Raw genomic sequence first — 22,333 nt, forward strand, 5'->3', positions numbered from 1 at the left:
CTTGCCGCGCCAGAAGGGTCGCTTGTCGTGTCGGACGCCCTACCACCGCCGATCCACCTCGACAAGGTGATGTCGGGACTCTCCGAGAATCCCGCGCTACCGCCCGCGCTCGTCCGCCGCTTCTTCGCCTACCGCAGAGGCTTTGGCAACGTTGCCAAGCGCCCGGACCTGACCGACGACATGGTCGCCGACATCATCGCCGTCGACGACCACTGGCTCATGCGCTCGCTCGCACTCAACCACAGCCTCCCCTATGCCTTCCGAATGACGCTCACCGGGCACCCGGATCCGGCGATACGCGCGGCCATCGTGGTCGGCGCGCACGACGCACCGCGAGAGTTGTTCGAACGGCTACTCGGCGACGCTGACCCGCGGGTGCGCCAATGCCTGGCTGAGAACGGTCATGTTCCGGCGGATCTGCGCGCCCAGCTGGCTGCCGACCCCGACCCGAAGGTCCGGGCGTCGCTTGCCCAATGGTGGATGCAGGCCCCGGAACCGATACGTCGGCTCCTGCTGACCGATCCCGATGACTCAGTGCGCGCAGGAGCCTGCGCGACCTACTATCGGCAGCTTCCCCAACCAGTCCCACCTACCGACCTGCTCCCGGCACTGCTGACCGACCCGGTCACCCGCGCCGGGGCGGTGCGCCACTGCACACTGGATGCCGACACGGCCCGTTGGCTTGCCGGCGACCCGGACGAGAATGTGCGCGAGGAACTCGCAAAGCACCCCGACCTGCCGCCCCCGCTGCGCGAAACTCTTGCCGAGGATCCCAGCCCGCTGGTCGCGCTCCACGTCTTCGCCCGTCAGGACACCCCCGAGTCAACCCGCGCAGCCATCCACTCCCGGATCTTGTCCGAGGTGCCCCCGAAGAACTGGCCTCTCGACCACAAGGTCCAGGACGACGACGCGCTTGAAGGGCAGTTCATGAACGAAATAGCGCGTCTGGAGCTTCGGACACTGCATCTGCCGTGGGTGACTGCTGACCCCTTGCCGTACGTCGACTCGCCCTACGTCTGCTTCCGCGCCTCCGCCGCGATGTCCGACTGCCTCCCGGCGCCGGCGGTGGCCCGACTACTCGACGATGAAGAGAGCAGCGTCCGCACGACGATGGCCCTGCACGTCCGTCACAGGATCGATCCCGTCACCGCCGAACGCATCGACCGCAGCTACCGCCCGGAAAAGAAGACCCGGTGGCGGCCAGCCGATGACCTCCCCCTCCCCGCGCACGTTCTTCAGCGTCTAGCCACCGATCCCGAACCAAGGATGCGTCAGCTCGCCCCACGCGACCCCGACCTGCCGGTCGAACTCGTCCGCCGCCTGGCCTCCGATCCCGATCACACAGTGCGCCGCGCGATAGCAACTCATCCCCAGCTTCCGACCCACGACCTAAAACAACTGTTAGCCGATCCGTCGGAAACAGTTGCGACAGCGGCAGCTAGTAACCCCAACCTGCCAACCGCACACATGCACTGGCTCCTTGCCCGGTCAGGCCTGTGAGACGCAGCCTGCCCCATGCCTCTCGCTTTTGCGGCCGTACCTAGGTCTTCGTGCCCGTCGTCGGTTCCCTCCTGGTCGTGTCGGCGTGCCTCCGGCGTGCCTCTCGGGGGGCAATTCGGGGCTCCTCACGTCCATAGGTGTCCACGACACCCCGGGACGCGAAGAGGCCCGGATCCGCGGAATTCCGCGGATCCGGGCCTCTGACCAGGTTCGACTCCCGAGAAACCGGGAGACCGGTCTCAGAAGTTGATCATGTGCCCAGCAATACCGTGCACGGTCTCCTGCACGGACTCCGACAGCGTCGGGTGCGTGTGCACGTTCCGCGCCACCTCGTCAGCGGTCAGGTCCCACTTCTGCGCGAGCGTCAGCTCCGGCAGCAGCTCGGAGACATCCGGGCCGATCATGTGCGCGCCGAGCAGCTCGTTGTACTTGGCGTCGGCGACGAGCTTGACGAAGCCCGTGGTGTCGCCGAGACCGTGCGCCTTGCCGTTGGCCATCGTCGGGAAGGACGACACCTTGACGTCGTAGCCCTCGTCGCGAGCCTGCTGCTCGGTGAGGCCGAAGGACGCGACCTGCGGGGAGCAGAACGTGGCGCGCGGCATCATGCGGTAGTCGCCAAGGGTCTGGGTCTCGGCCCCGGCGATGGTCTCCGACGCGACGACGCCCTGCGCCTCGGCGACGTGCGCCAGCATGAGCTTGGCGGTGACGTCACCGATGGCGTAGATGTGCGGCACGTTGGTGCGCATGTGGTCGTCGATGGCGATGGCGCCGCGCTCGGTGAGCTGCACACCCGTGTTCTCGAGGCCGAACCCGCTGACGTTGGGCGCGAAGCCGACCGCCATGAGGACCTTGTCGACGACGAGCTCACCGGGCTTGTCGTCCTTGACGCCCTTGTAGGAGACGGTGACCGACGAGCCGTCGTCCTTGACGGTCTGGACGGCGGTCGAGGTCAGCAGGTTGACGCCCAGCTTCTTGTACTGCTTGGCGATCTCCTTGGAGACGTCGGCGTCCTCGTTCGGCAGCGCACGGTCGAGGAACTCGATGATCGTGACGTCCACGCCGTAGTTCTTCAGGACATAGCCGAACTCCATGCCGATGGCGCCGGCGCCGACGATCGCGATCGACTTGGGCAGCTCGCGCGTGAGGATCTGCTCCTCGTAGGTCACGACGTTCGAGGACAGCTCGACGCCGGGCAGCAGGCGAACCTCGGAGCCGGTGGCGATGATCGCGTTGTCGAAGGTCACGGTCTCGGTGCCGCCCTTGTTGAGGGCCACCTCGATGGTGTTCGCGTCGCGGAACGTGCCGCGGCCGTCGAGCTCCGCGATCTTGTTCTTCTTCATCAGGAAGTGGACGCCCTTGACGCGGCCGCCGGCCACGTCCCGCGAGCGGTCGAAGGCCTTGCCGAAGTCGAAGGTGACGTCCCCGGTCATGCCGAAGAGGTCCTTCTGGTGGTTGAAGATGTGGGCCAGCTCGGCGTTGCGGAGCAGAGCCTTGGAAGGGATGCAGCCCACGTTGAGGCAGACACCACCCCAATACTTCTCCTCGATGATCGCAACGGACTTACCGAGCTGGGCAGCGCGGATCGCGGCGACGTAGCCGCCGGGGCCCGCACCGAGGAGTACGACGTCGTAGTGGGAAGCCATGGGACAAGGGTATTAGGGTGCGCGAATCGTGGTGACGTGACATCGGTCTCGTTACCGCTACGGCTTCCAGCAGGCCATCAGCGCAGGCCGTCAGCGCACGCTGTCGACGCCCTTGTTCGCCAGCGCGTCCGCCGCCTCGTTGCCCGGGTCGCCGGCGTGGCCCTTGACCCAGACCCAGCGCACCGTGTGCTTGGCGACCTCGGCATCGAGCTCCTGCCACAGGTCCACGTTCTTCACCGGCTGCTTGCTCGCGGTCTTCCACCCGTTGCGCTTCCAGCCCACGATCCAGGTCTTCATACCGTTCATCACGTACGACGAGTCGACGTGGATGGTGACCTCGCTCGGCTGCTTGAGCGCTCGCAGCGCCTCGACCACTGCCTTGAGCTCCATGCGGTTGTTCGTGGTGAGCTTCTCCCCGCCGAACAGCTCCTTGGAGTGCTCCCCCGCCTTCAGGAGCGCACCCCAGCCGCCCAGCCCCGGGTTGCCCTTGCAGGCGCCGTCGGTCCACATCTCCACCACGGGTTGCGTCTGTGTCACGGCGCAACCCTAACTTCGCCGGTGGTCAGCGGGGGTACGTAGCTCCGTTGAAGGACCGTCTGCCCGATCATTGTCAGAGGCTCGGCGTAGCGTGCTGGGTGACGTCGGACAAGCACCTGGGCCACGCGGAGGAACGGTATGAAGTTCGGATTCATCAGCAGCTTCGGCACGATCGACCAGCACGTCGCTCTGGCTCGCGAGAGCGAGGAGCATGGTTGGGACGGCTTCTTCACCTGGGACGCGATCAGCCTGGACGGTGAGTGGGCGATGCCGGTCTACGACCCGTTCGCCGTGCTCGCCGCCGCTGCCACGGTGACGGAGCGCATCATGCTCGGCGCGATGGTGTTCGCCGTACCGCGGCACCGCCCGTGGGAGCTCGCGCAGCGCGCACTCACCGTGGACCGTCTGTCCGGCGGTCGTCTGGTCCTGCCCGTGGGTGTCGGGGTGGCCGACGACCGTGGCTTCACCTCTGCTCCAGGTCAGGCGAAGGGCCTGAAGGAGCGGGCGGCGCTGCTGGACGAGACGCTGGCCTGGCTCGAGCAGTCCTGGTCCGGAGAGGGTTTCGAGTTTCACGGGGAACACATCGACACCGGCCCGTTCCGCTTCCCCGAGCAGCCGGTGAACGGCCGGATCCCGGTGTGGCCGGTGGGTGTCTGGGACGCCGAGCGACCGCCCGCCAAGAACCTGAGGCGCACGCTGCGCTGGGACGGGATCGTCCCGCAGCTGCGCGGCACGGCGGACGATCTGACGACGGAGGACATCACCGGACTGACCGACTGGCTCACGGCGCACCGGTCGGACGAGACCGAGGGGAACGGCGCGGAGGGCGCCCGGAACGACCGGCCGTTCGAGATCGTCCTGCAGGGCAAGCTCTCCCCCGACCCTGCCGAGGCCGCCGAGCAGGCCCGCGTCATGGCCGACGCGGGCGTCACCTGGTGGATCGACTCGTGGTGGGACCCGGCGACCGACACGCCGGAGCTGCTCCTGGAGAAGGTGCGCCAGGGCCCGCCGGCACTGTAGAAGCAGCCGGCGAGCCCTCGGACGGTCAGACCGGGCGGGCCGCCTCGATCTCGACCGACGGCAGGTGCCGCGCGGGCAGGGTCTTCGGACGCCACGACGCCCGGGTCGCCTCGAACGCGGTGATCTTGTCCTCCTGCTGCAGGGTGAGCCCGATGTCGTCGAGCCCCTCCATGAGCCGCCACCGCGTGTAGTCGTCGATCTGGAACGGCACGGTGACGTCGTCGGCCGTCGCGGTCTTGGCCTCGAGGTCCACGGTCACCTCGGTGCCCGGCTTGGTCTCGAGGATCTTCCAGAGGATCTCGATGTCCTCGGGCGAGACGACGCCGGCGACGAGGCCCTGCTTGCCCGAGTTGCCACGGAAGATGTCGGCGAACCGGGACGACAGCACTACTCGGAAGCCGTAGTCCTTGAGCGCCCAGACGGCGTGCTCACGCGAGGAGCCGGTGCCGAAGTCGGGCCCGGCCACGAGCACGGAGCCCGCCGAGTACGCCTCCTGGTTCAGCACGAACGAGGGGTCGCCCCGCCATGCGGCGAACAGCGCGTCCTCGAACCCTGTACGCGTGACCCGCTTGAGGTACACGGCGGGGATGATCTGGTCGGTGTCGACGTTGCTGCGCCGCAGCGGGACGCCGACGCCGGTGTGGGTGTGGATCTTCTCCATGGTCTGTGCTCCTCTCAGCGCAGCGCGGGCTGGCCGGCAGCGGACCCGCTCGGAGCGGATCCGATCGCCACGGGAATGGGCAGGTCGACGACGGACTCGCCCAGCGGGGACGCGCCCACGCCGTCGAGCGGCGTGCCGTCGAAAGTGGTGATGTCGATGTCGTACGGCAGGTCGAGGTCACCGACGCTCGACAGGGTGCCCCGGATCGCCGTCGCCGCGGCGACCAGCGGCGAGACCAGGTGGGTACGCCCGCCCTTGCCCTGCCGCCCCTCGAAGTTGCGGTTCGACGTGGACGCCGACCGCTCCCCCGGTGCCAGCTGGTCCGGGTTCATGCCCAGACACATCGAGCAGCCTGCGTTGCGCCACTCGGCGCCGAACTCCTTGAAGATCACGTCGAGGCCCTCGGCCTCGGCCTGCAGCCGCACGCGCGCCGAGGCCGGGACCACCAGGACACGCAGGGACTCGGCCTTGGCGCGGCCCTTGATGACCTTCGCGACGGACCGCAGGTCCTCGATACGTCCGTTGGTGCAGGAACCGATGAACACCGTGTCGACAGGGATGTCGCGCAGCGGCGTACCGCCGGTCAGGCCCATGTACTCCAGAGCCTTGGCGGCGGTCTCGCGCTCGCCCTCGTCGGCGATCTCCGCCGGGACGGGTACGGTCGCCGAGAGCGGCAGGCCCTGCCCCGGGTTGGTGCCCCAGGTGACGAACGGCTCGAGGTCGGCCGCTTCGAGCACGACCTCGACGTCGAACTCCGCGTCGTCGTCGGACCGCAGGGTCTTCCAGTACTCCACGGCGGCGTCCCAGTCCTCGCCCTCCGGCGCGTGGGGACGGCCCTTGAGGTACTCGAAGGTGGTCTCGTCCGGCGCGATCATGCCGGCGCGGGCGCCCGCCTCGATCGACATGTTGCAGACGGTCATGCGCGCTTCCATGGACAGCGCCCGGATGGCCTCGCCGCGGTACTCGAGCACGTAGCCCTGCCCGCCGCCGGTGCCGATCTTGGCGATGATCGCCAGGATGATGTCCTTGGACGTCGTGCCGGCGGGCAGCGTCCCGTCCACCGTGATCGCCATCGTCTTGAACGGCGCCAGCGGGAGCGTCTGGGTGGCGAGCACGTGCTCCACCTCGGACGTGCCGATGCCGAACGCGAGCGCGCCGAACGCACCGTGCGTCGAGGTGTGCGAGTCACCGCACACGACGGTGAGGCCCGGCATCGTCAGCCCGAGCTGCGGTCCGACCTGGTGCACGATGCCCTGGTCGGCGTCGCCGAGGCTGTGCAGCCGGACGCCGAACTCCTTGGCGTTGGCGCGCAGCGTGTCGATCTGCGTGCGGCTCGTCAGGTCGGCGATGGGCCGATCGATGTCGAGTGTCGGGGTGTTGTGGTCCTCGGTAGCGATGGTGAGGTCAGGGCGCCGCACCTGCCGTCCGGCGAGCCGCAGCCCCTCGAACGCCTGCGGGCTCGTGACCTCGTGCACCAGGTGCAGGTCGATGTAGAGAAGATCGGGTGAGCCGTCCTCGCCTCGACGCACCAGGTGCGCTTCCCAGACCTTCTCTGCCAGCGTGCCGGCCATTGCGGTTCGCCTCCCTGTAACTACCTCTGTCAGAAACAACTTTGGGCCTCGACTTGCAATCTCACGTTCCGAGACGGCAATATCGCGGTATGGACGATACTAGCGGAGTCGGCGTCTTGGACAAGGCGGCGTCCGTCCTCGGGGCACTCGAGGCCGGACCGGCCACCCTGGCGCAGCTCGTCTCCTCGACCGGCCTGGCCCGCCCGACGGCGCACCGCCTGGCCGTTGCACTCGAGCACCACCGCCTCGTGGCCCGCGACATGCAGGGCCGTTTCGTGCTGGGTCCGCGCCTCAACGAGCTGGCCACGGCCGCCGGCGAGGACCGCCTTCTGGCGGCTGCGAACCCCGTGCTCATCGCGCTGCGGGACCACACGGGCGAAAGCGCCCAACTCTACCGTAGGCAGGGCGACCACCGCGTGTGCGTCGCCGCCGCCGAACGCCCGGTCGGCCTGCGCGACTCCATTCCCGTGGGTGCGACGCTGAGCATGAGCGCCGGCTCCGCGGCGCACGTCCTGCTCGCGTGGGAGGAGCCGGACCGCCTCCACCGCGGCCTGCGTGACGCGACCTTCACGGCCACCATCCTCTCCGGCGTCCGACGCCGCGGGTGGGCACAGTCCGTCTCAGAACGTGAGCTGGGCGTGGCCTCGGTGTCGGCGCCGGTGCGTGGCCCCTCGGGCCGCGTGGTGGCCGCGGTCAGCGTCTCCGGACCCGTGGAGCGCCTCTCCCGGCAGCCCGGCCGGCTGCACTCCGCCGCGGTCGTCGCCGCGGCGAACAAGCTCACCGAGGTACTGCACCGGTCCGGCGAGTAGCCCCTCGTTCGCAGAGTCGTCCCCCGCGGAGCCCGGCACTCGCAGGGCTCCGCGGTGCACACTGCGTGTGCGGCAGGTGAGCGGTCGGTGAGTGTTGCGCCGCCACGCCGAGCCAGGTGATTCCCCAGGTCCCGGTCGTGTCAGTACCCTCTTGAGGGACGTGTGCACACCAGGGCACACACCCCTACTTCGTGAGGAATCTGATGCCACCTAAGGTGAGGCTCATCATCATCTGGGTCGTAGTGATCTTCTTGCTGTACTCGGTCGTGAACGATCCCGAGCGCTCCGCCGACGTCGTGCTTGCCCTCTGGGACGTCATCTGGGGTGCCATCGCGAACATCGGCAGGTTCTTCGAGGAGCTCTTCACCGGGTCGATCGGCCGCTGACCACGTAGGGTCAGCGGCGGGACCCGACCACCGGACCGGGCCGCCGGATCGAGCCAGTCGGATCGATCCACCGGCCGTCCTGGTCCGGCTCCCGCACCGCATCCGACCGCACCCCCGGGGAGACCCGCATGAGCGCAACAGCGGACTTCGTCGTCCCCAACCGCGCCCTGCAGCGGTACATCCTGGCGGACGAGAAGATCATCATCGCCACGCACCGGCACTGGTCGATGCTCTGGGAGCCGCTCCTCACGACTGCCGGTGCGTTCGTGCTGGCGCTGACCCTGCTCGTCGCCGTGGACCCGAACGTCCGGAACGACATGGGCTGGGTGTGGCTGCCGTTCGTCGTCCTCGGCGGGCGCCTGCTGTACAAGTGGCTGGAGTGGCGGGCCCGCTGGTTCGTCCTGACCGACCGCCGGCTGCTCGTTCTCGACGGGTTCCTCATCCACCGGGTGGCGATGATGCCGACCGAGAAGGTGACCGACCTCGGGTACGAGCGCACCCCGATGGGTCAGCTGCTCGGCTACGGCACCTTCGTCTTCGAGACCGCCGGGCAGGACCAGTCCCTCGACCGGGTCACCTGGATACCTCAGCCCGACTCCCGGTACCGGCTCATCATCGCGACACTCTTCCACCCGGACGCCGCCGACGCCGAGGCGGCCGCGCAGGCCAACCCGGACATCCGACCCCAGGCCACGCCGTCGGCCGAATCGCCGTCCGGCCCGCCGCCGCCCGCACTGATGCCCCGGATCGGACGGCGCATCAACCCGCCGACGCAGCGCATCGAGCTCCCGATCGCCCGGAGCGCCGCTGCCCAGGACGGCACCATCCCGGCAAGCGCCACGAACGAGAGCGCCATCCAGGACGCCACGGTCCCCGCGAGCGAGGAGCCGGCCCGCCCCAGCTGGTCGTCGACGGGCGGCGGGACGGCACCCGCGCCGTCGGGCAGCGGCGCCCACCATGGCGGCCACGTGCCCGGCGGGGCCACCGCCGACCCGGACTCCGAGGTGCGGCCGGAGCCGTTCATCGAGGGCGGCAAGGACCCGAAGATCCGCTGACGACCTTCTCCCCGTAGTCCGCAACGGCGACACTCCCCGCAGACGGCGAGAGGCCCGGTCCGCATGGACCGGGCCTCTCTGCTGTACCCCCAGTGGGATTTGAACCCGCGCTACCGCCGTGAGAGGGCGGCGTCCTAGGCCGCTAGACGATGGGGGCCAGAACGGATCCACCAGCCGAAGCCGACGGACCTGCGTACCCCCAGCGGGATTTGAACCCGCGTTACCGCCGTGAGAGGGCGGCGTCCTAGGCCGCTAGACGATGGGGGCCTGAACTACCGGTTACGGACCGGTTGCCGTGAGAACCGTAGCGCACCATGAGGCCGATTCGCATCGGCTACGTGTGCGCTGTGCTCTGCGCTGGGGTACCAGGACTCGAACCTAGACTAAGTGAACCAGAATCACTCGTGCTGCCAATTACACCATACCCCATGGGGGTAACGACCTTCTGGATACACCTGTTTCCGACAGGCTTTCCGTGTGGGCCCTACCGCTGGAGAACACTACCTGACCTCGGACGGTGGTCAAAACGGAAAGGGCGTGCTGTCCGTCACGCGTACCGCGCCGGGCCTGTGAGAGGCTCCGGAACATGCCGGATCCGCACTCGCACAACGATCGCGCAGCGTCCTTCGAGCAGGGCGCCGACACCTACGCCGCCACCCGTCCGCCCTATCCCGACGAGGCAGTCGACTGGCTGCTGCCGGACTCCGCCGGCACCGTGCTCGACCTGGCGGCGGGCACCGGAAAGCTCACCGGCGCCCTCGTGGCCCGCGGGCTGACCGTCCACGCCGTCGAACCGTCACAGGCGATGCTCGGCCACCTCCAGGCCGCCCTGCCGGGTGTCCACGCCCACGTGGGCACCGCCGAGCAGATCCCGCTCCCGGACGACGCGGTCGACGGCATAGTCGTGGGGCAGGCGTGGCACTGGTTCCAGCGTGGAGCCGTCGCGGAGATCGCCCGCGTCCTGCGGCCCGGTGGCCGGCTCGGCGTCGTCTGGAACACCCGTGACCACACCGTCGACTGGGTGCGCCGGTTCGGCGAGATCCTGCACCGGGGCGACGAGCTGAACCCCACGGAGAGCAACGCCGCACCGGTGCTCCAGGCAGCGCCGGCCGACGACCACGCGGGTGAGACGCCGTTCGGCGCGATCGAGTCGGCCACCTTCCGCTGGAGGCACCGCCTGCCGACGTCGGCCCTGCGTCCGCTCGCCGCATCGCGCAGCTACCTCATCGCGCTCCCGGCCGACCGGAGGGACGAGCTCCTGGCCGAGGTCGACGCGCTGGTCGCCACGCATCCCGACCTTGCCGGCCGCGACGAGACGGAGCTGCCGTACGTGGCCGAGTGCTACCGCGCGGACCTCGCCGGGTAGGCCGGCCCCCGGTCCGACCTATCGCGTGCCGTAGCCGAGCGCGGCCGGGAGCCCGGCGAGCGTCTCGATCACCAGCACTCCCGCCGCGCGCAGGGCGTCCGGGTCCTGCACGTCGCGGAACCCGCCGTCGGGCGCAGGAGAGCCGCCATAGCCCGGTCCCCGCCGGTGTCCCGCGCGGTCCAGCCAGACGCCCGTCAGGCCCGCCTGGTGGGCCGCCAGCGCGTCCACCGTGGGCTCGTCGCCCACGTACGCCGTCCGGGCCGGGTCGGTGCCCAGCAGCCGCGCTCCCTCGAGGAAGACGCGGGGGTCGGGCTTGCCGAAGCCAAGGGTGTCGACCCCGACCAGCACGGGCAGGTCGGCCAGCCCGGCCATCCGCAGCTTGTGCTCCTGCAGCTTGGTGGCCGCGTTCGTCACCACGCCCACCCGGATCCCCGCGGCGACCACCGCGTCGACGGCGGCCCGGGCGTCGTCGTGCGCCGTCCACGACTTCTCGAAGGTGCCCCAGAACAGCGAGTCCCAGGCGGCGAAGGACGTCTCCGTGACGGGCGCACCGCCGTACGTCTCGTGCAGCAGCGCCGCCCGGAGCCGACGCTGCGTCACGTGGTCCGTCTCGCCGCGCGTGTAGCTGCTGTAGTAGCCGCCGGGGTCGGTACGCCAGTGCGCCAGGATCTCCGGCTCCCGCTCGGGCGGGACGTGCGGCAGGTACTCGGCCCGCACGGCCGCGAGCGCCGTCGCGAAGGCTCCCTTGGTGTCGACGAGGGTGTCGTCGACGTCGAACAGGATGCCGTCCACGGTCATGCGGTCGCTCCGTTCGCCGGGCCGGCCCGCAGCGGCTCGGGCCGCATCGGCTCAGGCGGCACGGGGTCGGTCACCACCAGGTCCGGGCTGTGCCGCCGGGCCCACCACAGCACCACCATTCCGGTGAGGATCGTGATGGCGATGCTCACCGCTCCGTCGAGGGGTGGTATCTCGGTGATCAGGAGCGACTCCGCCAGCTGGTCGTAGGCGATGGCGAGGCCGAACGCCAGCAGGTTGTTCGCCGCGTGCATCGCGACGGCGATCTCCAGCCCGCCGGTACGCCAGACGAGCAGGCTGGCGAGCAGGCCGAACACCAGTCGGTCGGCGAACAGCCACGGGCTCTGCGCGCCGTGCGCCAGCGCGAACAGGAGTCCCGTCACGACGGCGGGGACGACCACGGCGAGCCACCGCCATCGCAGCCAGCTGCCGATCCACTGCGACAGCCAGCCGCGGAAGAAGTACTCCTCACCCGCGGACTGCAGCGGCGTGGTCAGCAGGATCACGATCGAGAGCGCGATCCAGCCGGCTGCCGGGGTGAGCGGCCACGGACCGGTCTCGTCGGCGCTCGGACCGGCGCCGGCGTCCTCGCCGCCGGCGGGAAAGCCGAGCTGTGTCAGGAGGATGTCAGCGCCCACGGTGAGCGGCACCAGGAGCAGCAGTGCGAGGCCCAGCCCGCCGAGCAGGAGGCGCCAGCGCACGCGCCCCAGTACCGACGACACGAGGCCCGCGCGGCCGGCCTGCGCCCAGGTCGCCACGAGCGCGAGCGGGATGCCGAGAGCGAGGCCGAGGTTGGTGACGAGCATGCCCGCCGGCGAGACGAGGAAGGCGTCCGACGCCGGGTCCGGGAGCTCCGCGCCCAACGACTCGGCGATGACGAAGGCGAGCACGCACAGCAGCAGCGCCCCGGTCACCACGGCGAGGCCGGCGACCATCACCCCCAGCCCGAGCAAGGGCCGCCACCACCGGTGCCTCGGCCCGCGCAGGGCCTGCGGGTACTCGCGTGGGGCTTCCGTTGTCGCGGCTGGGGGCGGCACGGCGTCAAGCATCATGGCGTCGGTCACGCCCGCCACCGTACAGAATTCGCTCGGCCCTCACTCACTCGCTCACTCGACGGCGGTGGTCACCTCTGCCGGCGCCTGTGCCGCGAGCTCGGTGAGACGGGCCTGCGCCGCGTCGATCCGGGCGAGCGTGCGCTCCCGGCCGAGCACCTCGAGCGACTCGAACAACGGCAGGCCGATCCGACGTCCCGTCACCGCCACGCGGACCGGGGCCTGCGCCTTGCCCAGCTTCATGCCGTGTGCCTCCCCGGCCGTCGTGACGGTGTCCTTGAGCGCCTCGGCCTCCCAGGCCACGTCCGCGAACGCGGCGCGGACGTCGGCGAGCAGCTCGGCGGCGCCCGCCTTCATCGCCTTGTTCCAGGAGTCCTCCTCGATGACGGGCTCGTCGAGGAACAGGAAGTCGACGTTGTTCGTGATCTAGGACAGCAGGGCTACTCAACTGAGCTGCGGGCTTGCACTCCCCGGGTCCGATCTCACTCCACCGAGAACGGCGGCGCGAGGTTCCCAAAATCGGTGCCGAAGACTTCGTCGCAGTACGCGAATATCGCTGGCGCGAGGTTCCCGATCTGGTCGGTCGCGGGGAGGCCGGTCACTGTGAGCTTTGCTGTGAGGAGCCACCCGCGCGCCGAGTGGGTAAGCCGCAGCGAAACGTCGGAGCTCCGTTCCGTGCTGCTGCGTAGCTTTCGCCCCTCCCACCGACCGTGGGCGCTCGTCGGTGCGTCTGGATGGGCGCGGTGTGCTGCCCCATAAAGGGTGTGGACGTTTCCCCTGTCGAAGACGGTCCGGGCAAGCAGTGCTGTCCGGTCATGGTCGAGCTCGCCGTCGTGCCTCGCGAGTAGATTCGCGGCATGCAGTCGGACACGCAGATCGCTCGGTGTCGACTCCATAGCCGAAGTCAGCCGCGTATTGAGATCAGTCGGCACGAAGCCTCTGGTAGTGAGGATGCCATCCACGGAGAAGGCGCCCCGATAGTCGAGCCGCTCACGCAACCCAGTGCCGATCATGCCCGTCAGCTCATGCAGCGTCGGGTCGAGCACGGAGGAAGTGACAGACCCAGTACACAGGAAAGTACCCCTATCGAGCCGCGGTAGCGTAACAATCTCCATGGGCGGGAAGCCGACGAACTGCTCGCGGGTCACCAATCCGTGCAGACGCACCGGAGCGCCAGGCAGCAATGGCATCACGCGAACGCGGCAGTCATGCACATTGAGACGAGGGGGCACATCGTCTCGCCACCACCAGATGCCGTCACCCCCTGCGGAAGGGCTGGCGCCGATGGGCTGAACTGAACACACCACACCGTGTCCCTGGTCGACACGCTTGCCGATATCGACGAGGTCGTGGACGCCGTCGATGACGACCGAGGAGGCGCGTGCAATGCCAATCGCGTCCCAGAGCGAATCGACTACTGTCTTGTCCTCGAATGCACTGACAGATCGCGGGCGCACCCCCAGCCTGCGTCGCCGGCCAGCCCGAACCGGATCGAGCGGATCGGGCAGCAGCAGGGGCGCAACCCCAGACGGGTCAAAGCTGGCTACCTGTTCGGCCAGCCATCCCGTCTCATCGATGGTGGCTAGGACGCTGTGCTGCCAGGCGAGCTGGTCCGAGGCGCCGAGGAGAGGCCGCACCACCTCTGCGGGTGCGGCATCCAGGGGAACGGCGAGGCAGCGGTCCTCACCGATGAGGTCGCTCCATGCAGCAGCATCGTCTTCTCGCCCCGTCACAACAATGATCTTTCGTTCGCGCGGGAAGCGGAAGGATTCTTGATCAAGGCTCGACATTGCGCCTCCGCCACATGCGATCCGCTCTCGCGAAGATAAGATTTGCAGGAGTCTCGAAGATTGGCGTGTAGGTGTCAGCTCCAAGAACATCCTGCAGCGTCTGGCGGTGACGATCTGGATGCCGGTCGTCGAACTCGATGATCACAACTGCAGGCCGATAAAGGTTCGCGTCGAATGACTGCCAGACGTCGACCTCTGTCCCTTCGACATCGATACTCAGGAGATCGATCTCGCCGATATCGGACTGCTGCAGCAAATTTCCGAGGAGCCGACAATTGACTGTGATCGGCGTGTAGTCCACGCCGGATCTCTCCAGGCCGGACCAGGATGACTTGTGCTTGTACATTCCAAACGTCGCTGGGCCTGGTCTAGCAGAAACCGCACAGGTCTCGACCTGACATTTGCGCTGCTTGAGCGGTGCCCAGTTTCTCGGGTCAGCATCGACGCAGAGCCCATTCCATCCCAATCTCTCGAAGTACAGACTGTTACTTCCACGAACACCATCACCCGCTCCAACGTCGACAAAAACCCCGGTCTCCGGAATCTCGAACGTTGCTGCGAGCCAGGCGTCCTCGCCCCACTGGGAGTGAAATGGGGCTGGCTGGGTATACGGCCTGAGCAGCGCGGGTGGCACCTCAGTGCCCCTGCTGAGGGGCATACCCGAGGACAAGAAGGCGACGCGGTTTGACCGAGACGTTGGGGTCACTTGCATGCACCAGGGCCGAGTCCCATGCGAGTACCGACCCGGACCGCGCGGTGAGGGTGACCGCCAGGTGGTCCGGTGCGACATCGTCGGGCACGATCGGGCCTTGGCGTTCTGTCTGCTGGAAGGCGATTTCACGGTCATGGGTGACCGGCCAGACCTTGAGCGCCCCGCTCGCCTGGGTGCAGTCGTCTAGACAGATGGCGACTGTCAAGACCTTCTGGAAGCCGCGGGCCCGAAAGTAGGCTGCGTCTGTGTGTTTGCGCACTTCTTCGCCCAGGACCGGCAACTGCGCCCATGCGGCGTCGGTGTCGAGTTCCTTCTTGTACATGAACTTGTCCTCCATGAGTTCGGCTTCGGCGCCAAGAAGGGCGGAAGCCAGCTCGCGCATCTTCGGCCCACTTGCCAATGCCCTCGCCGCGGGTGCCCGCTCGATTACTGGCTTGACCTTGAGTACGTAAGGTCGACCTGATGCGAGTCGCCACCACGTGATCCTCTTGTCGTTCGTCCGAGTCTCCGCCATAGATCGGATCGTGGATTCAAGGACCGTATCCGCATCTCGTGCGAGATCGGAGATGTCTGAGGCCGAGACGAAGTCTTCGAGAACGAAATATCCGTCCGCACCAAAGCGCTGCAACTGTTCGGCAGTGATCAACCTTTTTTCACTGTCGAATGTCATGGCTGCTCCTTGCATGCAATCGGGATGACGAAGTGTCGAGTTGGTTTAGTCCAGTGCTTCGGGGTATCCTTGGCCGACATCTCGTAGAAGGTAAACTCACAGGACGAGAAGTTCCTCTCCAGTACGGCGCGCCGATTACTATTCAGCTCATGGCCGCTGACGAAGAAACTGAATCGACCACCAGGCCGGAGCGCCGGTAGCGCAACACTTTCTACAAACTGCGCGAAATCTGCATCAGCGAACCCGTCCGGTGGCCACGTGTCATACATGATGGCGTCAAATGATTCGGGGGGATATGTTGCGAGCTGCCACGGATCAGTGATGATCCTGGTGCGCCCCGCGTGTTCGCGCAAGAGGTCGTGCTGGGCTATTGCCGCGACGCCAACATGTGGTTCTACCGCGGTGTACGAGCGGAATCCGTGGACGATGACTTGCTCAGCGAACACGCCGAGCCCCAAGCCGACCTCAAGCACGTCCAGACCAGTCCGTCCACGCAGAAGTCCTTGCACGTGCAGGCGCATGAGATCGGCTTCTGCGAAGAACATCACGTACTGGTCGCCGATCAGGAGACCTTCGTCATCGACCGTCACCGGCTGGCTTCGCAGATGTTCGATATGGGCCGCGTGGACCTCCGAGAGGCCGTGTCCGCTCATCTGGCGTCCAGTTCGCGGAAGCGTTCGACCGGGTCGGCGGCAAGGAACGTGTCCTGGAAATGCGTTGCGTCGCCCACCGCCTCGCCGACGATGCTCTTAACCCGGTCGATATCGGCTTGGCCAAGCTTCCGTTCCGTTGAGACAAGGACGTGGGCAGGATCATCGAGGCGTCCACCGTTACGCGCGGCGATCGTGACCTCGGCGTAGACCCCGGTGTCGACGAAGATCCGTTTGGCGATCTCGAAAGTGACGGCTGTGTAGATCTTTCCTACGTGGTGGACGGGGTTCTTGCCCGCTGCGGCTTCACAGCTGGACGGTCGCAGGGGTTCAATTGCTCCGTTGTAGCGATTCCCCCTGCCAACAGCTCCGCAGTCGCCTTTACCCAGGGACGTGCCGAACGGCGCGAGGTAGCCCCTGCCCGGCACATCCTTCGTGTTGAGACTGAGTGACATGTTGTCGATGCGGCGCAGTCGCTCGTCCTGCCCCTGGAGCATCCGCAAATGATCGGAGATGGCAGCTCGTACCTCGCCGAGCCGCTCACTGTATGCGGGCCAGGTATCCACCAGCTCCGGATGGAACGGAACCGCTGCAGTAATGTCCAGGCTGGCACCGATGCGCACAATCATCACTTTCACGTCCGTCCCGACGGCAGGGAATGCGCGCCGAAACTCCGAGCCGGTGATGTGACCTTCCAGGCGCGTTGCGAGGTCGGCACTAATTCCGCGGTGGCTCGTGCCGACGCAGATCACGGTATCGTTCGCGACGGACTCGGCAGCCAGGACTCCGGCAAGCTCATTGACTGCTTCGGGCACGTAGAACTGTGGATCATGGTCGATCCCGATGCCCCGAGTGTTGTTAACGTGCGTCCGGACATGATCAAGGATCGCGGAGTCGCCGAGTGCGGCGGGGAGCACACTGCCGACAACGTCGCTGAAGATTCGACCGATTGGAATCTCGGTGGCCCCGACTCGGTCGGTGATCTTTCCGAAAAGGTAGGCGTCCGCTGGCTTGAGAATTTCGTACTTGCCGAACTCGACCCGGGCCGCTGCACCAACCAGATTTACCTTGTCGACCCAGTGGTTTGGAACGAGTCCGAACTCATTGAGGCACCAGATCGAGTATTCGCGCGAGAAGGTGTCGGCAACCATGTCGGCCAAACTATCGGGGTGCCCGATGCCTTTCCGTTCCGCGACGTCGAATGGTAGTCGATCTGGATCGGTACAAGTATTAAATACCGTAATGTCCATTGATTCCGCTCCGAATCCTAGTCGTCATCGTCGTCGGCATCCGCCGGGACCTCCGGCGGCTCGACCAGGTATGACAGGCACTGCGACAACACCAGGACCCGCCTGGCTGGGCACAGATCATTGGCCGTTGACGGGACGAAGGTTCCGTCGTAGAAGTTCCCGTATGACGTTGCTACCGAAGCGCACCGACGCACCTCGCCCGTGACCATGATCTTGAAGGATTGGACACCAGCAGTACACGCCTGGCCCTTGAACGAAAGCATGCCGTCCATGTAGGGGCGATTGAATGTGTACTCACCGGAATTCGCCACGATGACTGCTTTTTGCTCGTCGGTGTATCCCTCGGGGTATCGGACGCCCTCGTAGACACCCTTGAATACCTTGGCACGCACGTGGTCGACGCCTAGCTCTTTCAACGTTGCGAGGTCATCCCCCAGCCGTCCGAGCAGCGGCGGGTAGAGAACATAGAGCGAAACGACGTCGAAACCGGCGTTGCGGAGAAAGGAGTAGTTACGAGCGTAGGTGTCGAGCTCAAGTCCTCGAAGTTCGCGCTCCGGCATGTGGACGGCCGCGACAATCTTTGCCACTCGATCCGGCGGAACCCTCCTTGAGAATTCTTCGACGTCGTCTGAGGTTAGGTTCGTGTTGATGCTTATATAGTGCTTTCTCGTCAGACCGACGCAAAGGTCCACGAACCCTGGGTACATGAATGGCTCGCCTCCCGACATGAGGACGAGGCACGTCTTTCCGATGTCGTCGAATCGCTGCACCACCAGTTCAGGGGCTGGCTCGGTAAGGTGCTTCTTGTTCAATACATGCCGGATTTGCGGGTGGCAGTACTCGCAGAGAAAGTTGCAGCGGTTGGTCAAGTGCCAGTCAAACTCGAGTTCCCAGGACGCGGGAGCTTGGGTGATGGCTGAGTTGAGCATCGGTGCTCCTATGAGTCGTCATGTCATGGCGCCTGTCGATCCTGCAGCGACCCCGCCAACGCGGCGTAGTGCGATTACTTGAATGGCTAGATCCGGACGTCGGAGGCGGAGCGTGCGGAGCCGGGAGCTTCCGAGTCCCGTCGTGGCGGTCCGCGGGCGCAGGGCGAACGCGATGCGGACGAACGCCCCCAGCCGCGGGGCGCAGTGCAATCAGGCTAAAGCGAGCGACGACGTGGCGAGGCCGGTCGAAGCAGGCTCGCCAAAGCTCAAGGATAAGTCATGCACCCCCCTAATTGCGGTCAAGTGACCACGACGCTGATGCTATCTTCGCTTCGGGTTCGTGGGTACCCTCTCGAGTGATGTGAGGCGCCTGCTCAGCGACTGCCGACCACATATCGATGCGGTGCCGTGATCCAGAGCTCACAGTCAATCAGTGCAGATCACAGCGGTGTACGAACTTGTCGGGACGTAACACCGAACTTGCACCGAACTTCGTCGAGGCTGCCTGCTGTCGCCGCCCGTGTCGGGCGCAGAATGAGGTCATGACGGCAGAACTCGACGGGCACCCAGTCACCCCTGAACAACTCGAAACGCTAGCGCTGACTGGCTACGGTCACTTCACATCAATGCGCGCAGACGACGGTCGAGTGCGCGGGTTGGATCTACACCTGCAGCGCCTGAACAGGGACGCCAAGACGCTGTTCGGCGCCGACCTGGACACTGACCGGGTGCGCTGGCTGGCTCGGCGGGTGGCACCGTCGGGCAGCTCGATCGTGATCCGCGTGACGGTCTTCGACCCGTCGCTCAGCCTCGGCGAGCCAGACAAGGCGACGGCACCCCGGATCTTGGTGACGACGCGACCCGCCGGCCCGCCGGAGCTGCCGCCGCTGCGGGTACAGACCCGCGTCTACGAGCGCGACCTGCCGGCAACGAAGTCAACTGGACTGTTCGCGACCGTCGCCCACCGCCGTGCGGCACGCCTCGACGGGTACGACGACGCCCTGTTCACGACCTCGGACGGGACGATCACCGAGGGTGCCACTTGGAACGTCGGCTTCATCGACGGGACCGACGTCGTCTGGCCGCAGGGCGACATCCTCAGCGGCGTGACGATGCAGCTCCTGGCACTCGACGGTCGTCACGGCACCCGCCGGATCAGCGTCGACGACCTCGCCGAGTTTCCGGGCACCTTCGCAACCAACGCCGCAGTCGGTGTCCGAGCGATCGCGGCCATCGACTCGCAGGACTACGGGGCTACTCATCAGATGATCGCCGAACTCCGGAAGCACTACCTGGCGATCGTGGCCGACCTCCTGTGAGTCGTGCTGCGGCGCAGGTAGACCCTCGATAGTCTCCTCGTTCGACGAAGCGAGGGGGATGCGTGGCGACGGTCGAGCGATGGACGGGCGTCGAGGTCAAGGCGCTGCGCCAGGCACAACGGATGAGCCTCGAGGACTTCGCCCAGCACCTTGGCGTGAGTGACCGGATGGTCTCCAAGTGGGAAGCCCGCGCCGAGACGATGCAGATCCGCTCCGCCAACCAGGCCGCCCTCGACACTTCACTGGCCAGCTCAGCTGTCGACATCCACGCCCGGTTCGCCAAACTCTTGGTCGAGGCGGGGTCGCTCCGTCTTGAGGAGGAACCCAGCCAAAGCATGCTCGCCGCGCCGCAGATCATCCGTCATCGCGGCGACGGCCGCGAAATGGCACTCGTGCCCGAGGGCATCTACCTCTCCAGCGAACGACAGGACCCCGTCTGGCTGCCGGCGTTCCACATCGATGTCTACCCCGTAACGAACGCCGACTACGAAAGGTTCGTCGCCGCGACCGGACACGAGCCACCCCAGCACTGGGAAAACGGACGCGCCCCCGAACACCTCCCGGACCACCCGGTCGTGTTCATCACGTGGACCGACGCTGACCACTACGCCCGCTGGGCAGGAAAGCGGCTCCCAACCGTCCAGGAATGGGAGAAGGCGGCGCGCGGCCCGTACGGCGACATCTACCCATGGGGCAGCAACCCCACACCGGCCAAATGCAACTCCCGCGAATCCGGAATCCGCAGCACTACCCCGGTCAGCCGCTACCACTCTGGAGTCAGCGCCTACGGTGTCTACGATCTGTGCGGCAACACCTGGGAGTGGACGTCAACCGAGACCACGCCGGGCCGGTACGAGCTCAAAGCCGGCGCCTGGACCAGCCCCTTCGCCCGGGCCACGCCCTCCACGTTTAACGATGCCGCCATCACGATGCTCGACGACGACACCGGGTTCCGCTGCGCGAGTGGCCCGAAGTGACCGGCGCTCCGAGGGCGGTACTGGGCAGCCCAAGCGCGCCCTAGGTGTTGCTGGTCATGACGTTGGTGACGCCGGTCGGTGTCCTCCGACGGTGTTCAGCACGCGTGAGGTGATCACACGGTGTGGCGCGGGCAGGCCCGTCACAGGGAGTCGCGGAAGCGAGCGAGCCTTGTCATTGTGGCTTCACGGCCGAGGATCTCCATCGACTCGAACAGCGGCGGCGAGATGCGGCGGCCGGTGAGTCCCACGCGCAGCGGCGTGAAGGCGTTCCTGGGCTTGAGGCCCATGCCGTCGACCAGGACCGTGTTCAATGCAGCCTGGATCTGATCTGCGGTAAAGCTCTCGACGTCCTCCAACGCCGTCATCGCTGCCTTGACGATGGCTTCGGCGTCCTCGCTCAACTTGCTGCGCGCGTCGTCGGCGACCACCACGGCGTCGTCGGCCGTGAAGAGGAAGCCAAGCATGTCGGGTGCCTCCCCCAGCAGAGACATGCGCTCCTGGACCAGTGGCGCCGCAGCGTCGAGGACCTCGCGGGTGGTGGCCTCCAGCTGCGTATAGCTGGTGGCAGGCAGGATGCCAGCGGTGTGAAGGTACGGGACGAGCCGCTCGCGGAAGTCCTCGGGAGAGAGCATGCGCAAGTGGGTGGCGTTGATTGCCGTTGCCTTCTTGAGGTCGAAGCGGGCCGGGTTGGGGTTCACATCCGCGATGTCGAACGCCTCGACCAGCTCCTCGACGGAGAAGATGTCGTTGTCCGGAGATATGGACCAGCCGAGCAGCGCGAGGTAGTTGAGCAGCCCCTCGCGGATCATGCCGTTCGCGCGGTGCAGAAACAGGTTCGACTGCGGATCGCGCTTTGACAGCTTCCTGTTGCCCTCACCCATGACATAGGGCATGTGGCCAAACTCCGGGACCCGCGCCGCGATGTCCAGCTCGATCAGAGCCCGGTACAGCGCAATCTGGCGCGGCGTCGACGACAGGAGATCCTCCCCGCGCAGGACGTGGGTGATGCCCATGAGCGCGTCGTCGACCGGGTTGACGAGCGTATACAGCGGCGCACCGCCAGCCCGCGCGATCACGTAGTCAGGCACCGACCCGGCGGGAAACGTGATGGTTCCCCGCACCAGATCGGTGAACGTGATGTCCTCGTCGGGCATCCGCAGCCGCAGCACGGGCTCACGCCCCTCGGCGCGGAAGGCAGTCTTCTGGGCGTCGGTCAGAGTGCGGTCGAAACCGTCGTACCCCATAGCCTCTGCGCGCCCCGCGGTCTTGTTCCTCGCGGCGGTCTCCTCCGTTGTGGAGAACGACTCGTAGGCGTACCCACCTTCGACGAGCTTGGCAATCACGTCGCGATAGATGTCCATGCGCTGTGACTGCCGGTATGGCCCATGCGGACCGCCGACCTCGACGCCTTCGTCCCAGTCCAGGCCCAGCCAGCGCATCGCGTCCAGCAACTGCTCGTAGCTCTCCTGCGAGTCCCGCGCCGCATCCGTGTCCTCAATACGGAACACGAACACTCCGCCCGTATGACGTGCGTACGCCCAGTTGAACAACGCAGTGCGGATAAGACCCACATGCGGAGTACCTGTAGGTGACGGGCAGAAGCGAACACGGACCGGTGAGGAACCGGGAGCAGAAGTCACG

At 66.8% G+C, this 22,333-nt stretch carries 22 protein-coding genes and 3 tRNA genes; 8 read left to right on the forward strand and 17 right to left on the reverse strand.

Annotated elements, in window-relative coordinates; genetic code table 11:
* Positions 1-27 precede the first annotated feature (27 nt).
* The gene (locus tag ACQEVI_RS06085; RefSeq protein WP_432895719.1) at positions 28-1,500 is read left to right on the forward strand and encodes a hypothetical protein; all 1,473 of its coding nucleotides are present in this window, start codon (positions 28-30) and stop codon (positions 1,498-1,500) included.
* A 239-nt stretch (positions 1,501-1,739) separates the two neighbouring features.
* Here ACQEVI_RS06085 and lpdA read toward each other — a convergent pair whose 3' ends face one another.
* Both lpdA and rnhA read right to left on the reverse strand, forming a co-directional pair.
* Positions 1,740-3,143, reverse strand: coding sequence for a dihydrolipoyl dehydrogenase (lpdA, locus tag ACQEVI_RS06090; protein ID WP_432895721.1), 1,404 nt, complete (start codon positions 3,141-3,143; stop codon positions 1,740-1,742).
* A 90-nt stretch (positions 3,144-3,233) separates the two neighbouring features.
* A complete protein-coding gene (gene rnhA, locus ACQEVI_RS06095; RefSeq protein WP_432895723.1) occupies positions 3,234-3,680 on the reverse strand; it encodes a ribonuclease HI in 447 nt (148 codons plus the stop codon).
* Between the two features lie 138 nt (positions 3,681-3,818).
* Between rnhA and ACQEVI_RS06100 the strand changes: the two genes are divergently transcribed.
* Positions 3,819-4,700: an LLM class flavin-dependent oxidoreductase gene (locus tag ACQEVI_RS06100; protein ID WP_432895725.1), complete on the forward strand. Its 882-nt coding sequence runs from the start codon at positions 3,819-3,821 to the stop codon at positions 4,698-4,700.
* Positions 4,701-4,725: 25 nt separating this feature from the next.
* Here the strand turns inward: ACQEVI_RS06100 and leuD are convergent, their stop codons facing one another.
* Both leuD and leuC read right to left on the reverse strand, forming a co-directional pair.
* Entirely contained in the window at positions 4,726-5,361 is a 636-nt protein-coding gene (gene leuD / locus ACQEVI_RS06105) for a 3-isopropylmalate dehydratase small subunit (protein WP_357510914.1), read from the reverse strand.
* 14 nt (positions 5,362-5,375) lie between these two features.
* Entirely contained in the window at positions 5,376-6,932 is a 1,557-nt protein-coding gene (leuC, locus tag ACQEVI_RS06110; protein ID WP_432895728.1) for a 3-isopropylmalate dehydratase large subunit, read from the reverse strand.
* An 89-nt stretch (positions 6,933-7,021) separates the two neighbouring features.
* Between leuC and ACQEVI_RS06115 the strand changes: the two genes are divergently transcribed.
* The 3 genes from ACQEVI_RS06115 to ACQEVI_RS06125 all read left to right on the forward strand — a co-directional run bounded on the left by ACQEVI_RS06115 (position 7,022) and on the right by ACQEVI_RS06125 (position 9,182).
* A complete protein-coding gene (locus ACQEVI_RS06115) occupies positions 7,022-7,741 on the forward strand; it encodes an IclR family transcriptional regulator (RefSeq protein WP_026365378.1) in 720 nt (239 codons plus the stop codon).
* Between the two features lie 203 nt (positions 7,742-7,944).
* Positions 7,945-8,127, forward strand: a complete 183-nt coding sequence (locus ACQEVI_RS06120; RefSeq protein WP_377142558.1) for a hypothetical protein — start codon at positions 7,945-7,947, stop codon at positions 8,125-8,127.
* 128 nt (positions 8,128-8,255) lie between these two features.
* Positions 8,256-9,182, forward strand: a complete 927-nt coding sequence (locus ACQEVI_RS06125; RefSeq protein WP_432895731.1) for a PH domain-containing protein — start codon at positions 8,256-8,258, stop codon at positions 9,180-9,182.
* Between the two features lie 84 nt (positions 9,183-9,266).
* Here the strand turns inward: ACQEVI_RS06125 and ACQEVI_RS06130 are convergent.
* From ACQEVI_RS06130 to ACQEVI_RS06140, 3 genes are all read right to left on the reverse strand, one after another.
* Positions 9,267-9,339 (reverse strand) — tRNA-Glu (locus ACQEVI_RS06130).
* A gap of 37 nt (positions 9,340-9,376) precedes the next feature.
* Positions 9,377-9,449, reverse strand: a tRNA-Glu gene (locus tag ACQEVI_RS06135).
* Positions 9,450-9,539: 90 nt separating this feature from the next.
* Positions 9,540-9,611 (reverse strand) — tRNA-Gln (locus tag ACQEVI_RS06140).
* Between the two features lie 157 nt (positions 9,612-9,768).
* On the opposite strand from ACQEVI_RS06140, the gene ACQEVI_RS06145 reads away from it, so the two are divergent.
* The gene (locus tag ACQEVI_RS06145) at positions 9,769-10,548 is read left to right on the forward strand and encodes a class I SAM-dependent methyltransferase (RefSeq protein WP_432895733.1); all 780 of its coding nucleotides are present in this window, start codon (positions 9,769-9,771) and stop codon (positions 10,546-10,548) included.
* 18 nt (positions 10,549-10,566) lie between these two features.
* On the opposite strand, the gene ACQEVI_RS06150 is transcribed toward ACQEVI_RS06145, so the two are convergent.
* The 9 genes from ACQEVI_RS06150 to ACQEVI_RS06190 are packed head-to-tail and all read right to left on the reverse strand — an operon-like array spanning position 10,567 to position 18,396.
* The gene (locus ACQEVI_RS06150; protein WP_432895735.1) at positions 10,567-11,346 is read right to left on the reverse strand and encodes an HAD family hydrolase; all 780 of its coding nucleotides are present in this window, start codon (positions 11,344-11,346) and stop codon (positions 10,567-10,569) included.
* Complete coding sequence (locus ACQEVI_RS06155; RefSeq protein WP_432895737.1) at positions 11,343-12,407, reverse strand: lysostaphin resistance A-like protein; 1,065 nt, start codon at positions 12,405-12,407, stop codon at positions 11,343-11,345. Before ACQEVI_RS06155 ends, ACQEVI_RS06150 begins: the two co-directional genes overlap by 4 nt.
* Before the next feature lie 42 nt (positions 12,408-12,449).
* Positions 12,450-12,821, reverse strand: coding sequence for a hypothetical protein (locus ACQEVI_RS06160; protein WP_432905813.1), 372 nt, complete (start codon positions 12,819-12,821; stop codon positions 12,450-12,452).
* A 56-nt stretch (positions 12,822-12,877) separates the two neighbouring features.
* Positions 12,878-14,185 (reverse strand): hypothetical protein, encoded by a 1,308-nt coding sequence (locus tag ACQEVI_RS06165; protein WP_432895739.1) that lies wholly within the window; start codon positions 14,183-14,185, stop codon positions 12,878-12,880.
* Positions 14,172-14,819, reverse strand: coding sequence for an FkbM family methyltransferase (locus ACQEVI_RS06170; protein ID WP_432895741.1), 648 nt, complete (start codon positions 14,817-14,819; stop codon positions 14,172-14,174). Before ACQEVI_RS06170 ends, ACQEVI_RS06165 begins: the two co-directional genes overlap by 14 nt.
* A gap of 1 nt (position 14,820) precedes the next feature.
* On the reverse strand, positions 14,821-15,567 hold the full coding sequence (locus ACQEVI_RS06175; protein WP_432895743.1) for a phytanoyl-CoA dioxygenase family protein: 747 nt from the start codon (positions 15,565-15,567) through the stop codon (positions 14,821-14,823).
* On the reverse strand, positions 15,564-16,220 hold the full coding sequence (locus ACQEVI_RS06180) for a class I SAM-dependent methyltransferase (protein WP_432895745.1): 657 nt from the start codon (positions 16,218-16,220) through the stop codon (positions 15,564-15,566). Before ACQEVI_RS06180 ends, ACQEVI_RS06175 begins: the two co-directional genes overlap by 4 nt.
* Positions 16,217-17,467: a methionine adenosyltransferase gene (locus ACQEVI_RS06185; RefSeq protein ID WP_432895747.1), complete on the reverse strand. Its 1,251-nt coding sequence runs from the start codon at positions 17,465-17,467 to the stop codon at positions 16,217-16,219. Before ACQEVI_RS06185 ends, ACQEVI_RS06180 begins: the two co-directional genes overlap by 4 nt.
* A gap of 17 nt (positions 17,468-17,484) precedes the next feature.
* Positions 17,485-18,396, reverse strand: coding sequence for a radical SAM protein (locus ACQEVI_RS06190; protein WP_432895749.1), 912 nt, complete (start codon positions 18,394-18,396; stop codon positions 17,485-17,487).
* A gap of 542 nt (positions 18,397-18,938) precedes the next feature.
* Between ACQEVI_RS06190 and ACQEVI_RS06195 the strand changes: the two genes are divergently transcribed.
* Positions 18,939-19,715, forward strand: a complete 777-nt coding sequence (locus ACQEVI_RS06195; protein WP_432905816.1) for an aminotransferase class IV — start codon at positions 18,939-18,941, stop codon at positions 19,713-19,715.
* 62 nt (positions 19,716-19,777) lie between these two features.
* Positions 19,778-20,692, forward strand: coding sequence for an SUMF1/EgtB/PvdO family nonheme iron enzyme (locus ACQEVI_RS06200; RefSeq protein WP_432895751.1), 915 nt, complete (start codon positions 19,778-19,780; stop codon positions 20,690-20,692).
* 140 nt (positions 20,693-20,832) lie between these two features.
* Here ACQEVI_RS06200 and gltX read toward each other — a convergent pair whose 3' ends face one another.
* Positions 20,833-22,332, reverse strand: a complete 1,500-nt coding sequence (gene gltX, locus ACQEVI_RS06205) for a glutamate--tRNA ligase (RefSeq protein ID WP_432895753.1) — start codon at positions 22,330-22,332, stop codon at positions 20,833-20,835.
* Position 22,333: the final 1 nt, after the last annotated feature.

The sequence above is a fragment of the Promicromonospora sp. CA-289599 genome, assembly GCF_050936155.1.
Classification (GTDB): Bacteria; Actinomycetota; Actinomycetes; order Actinomycetales; family Cellulomonadaceae; genus Promicromonospora.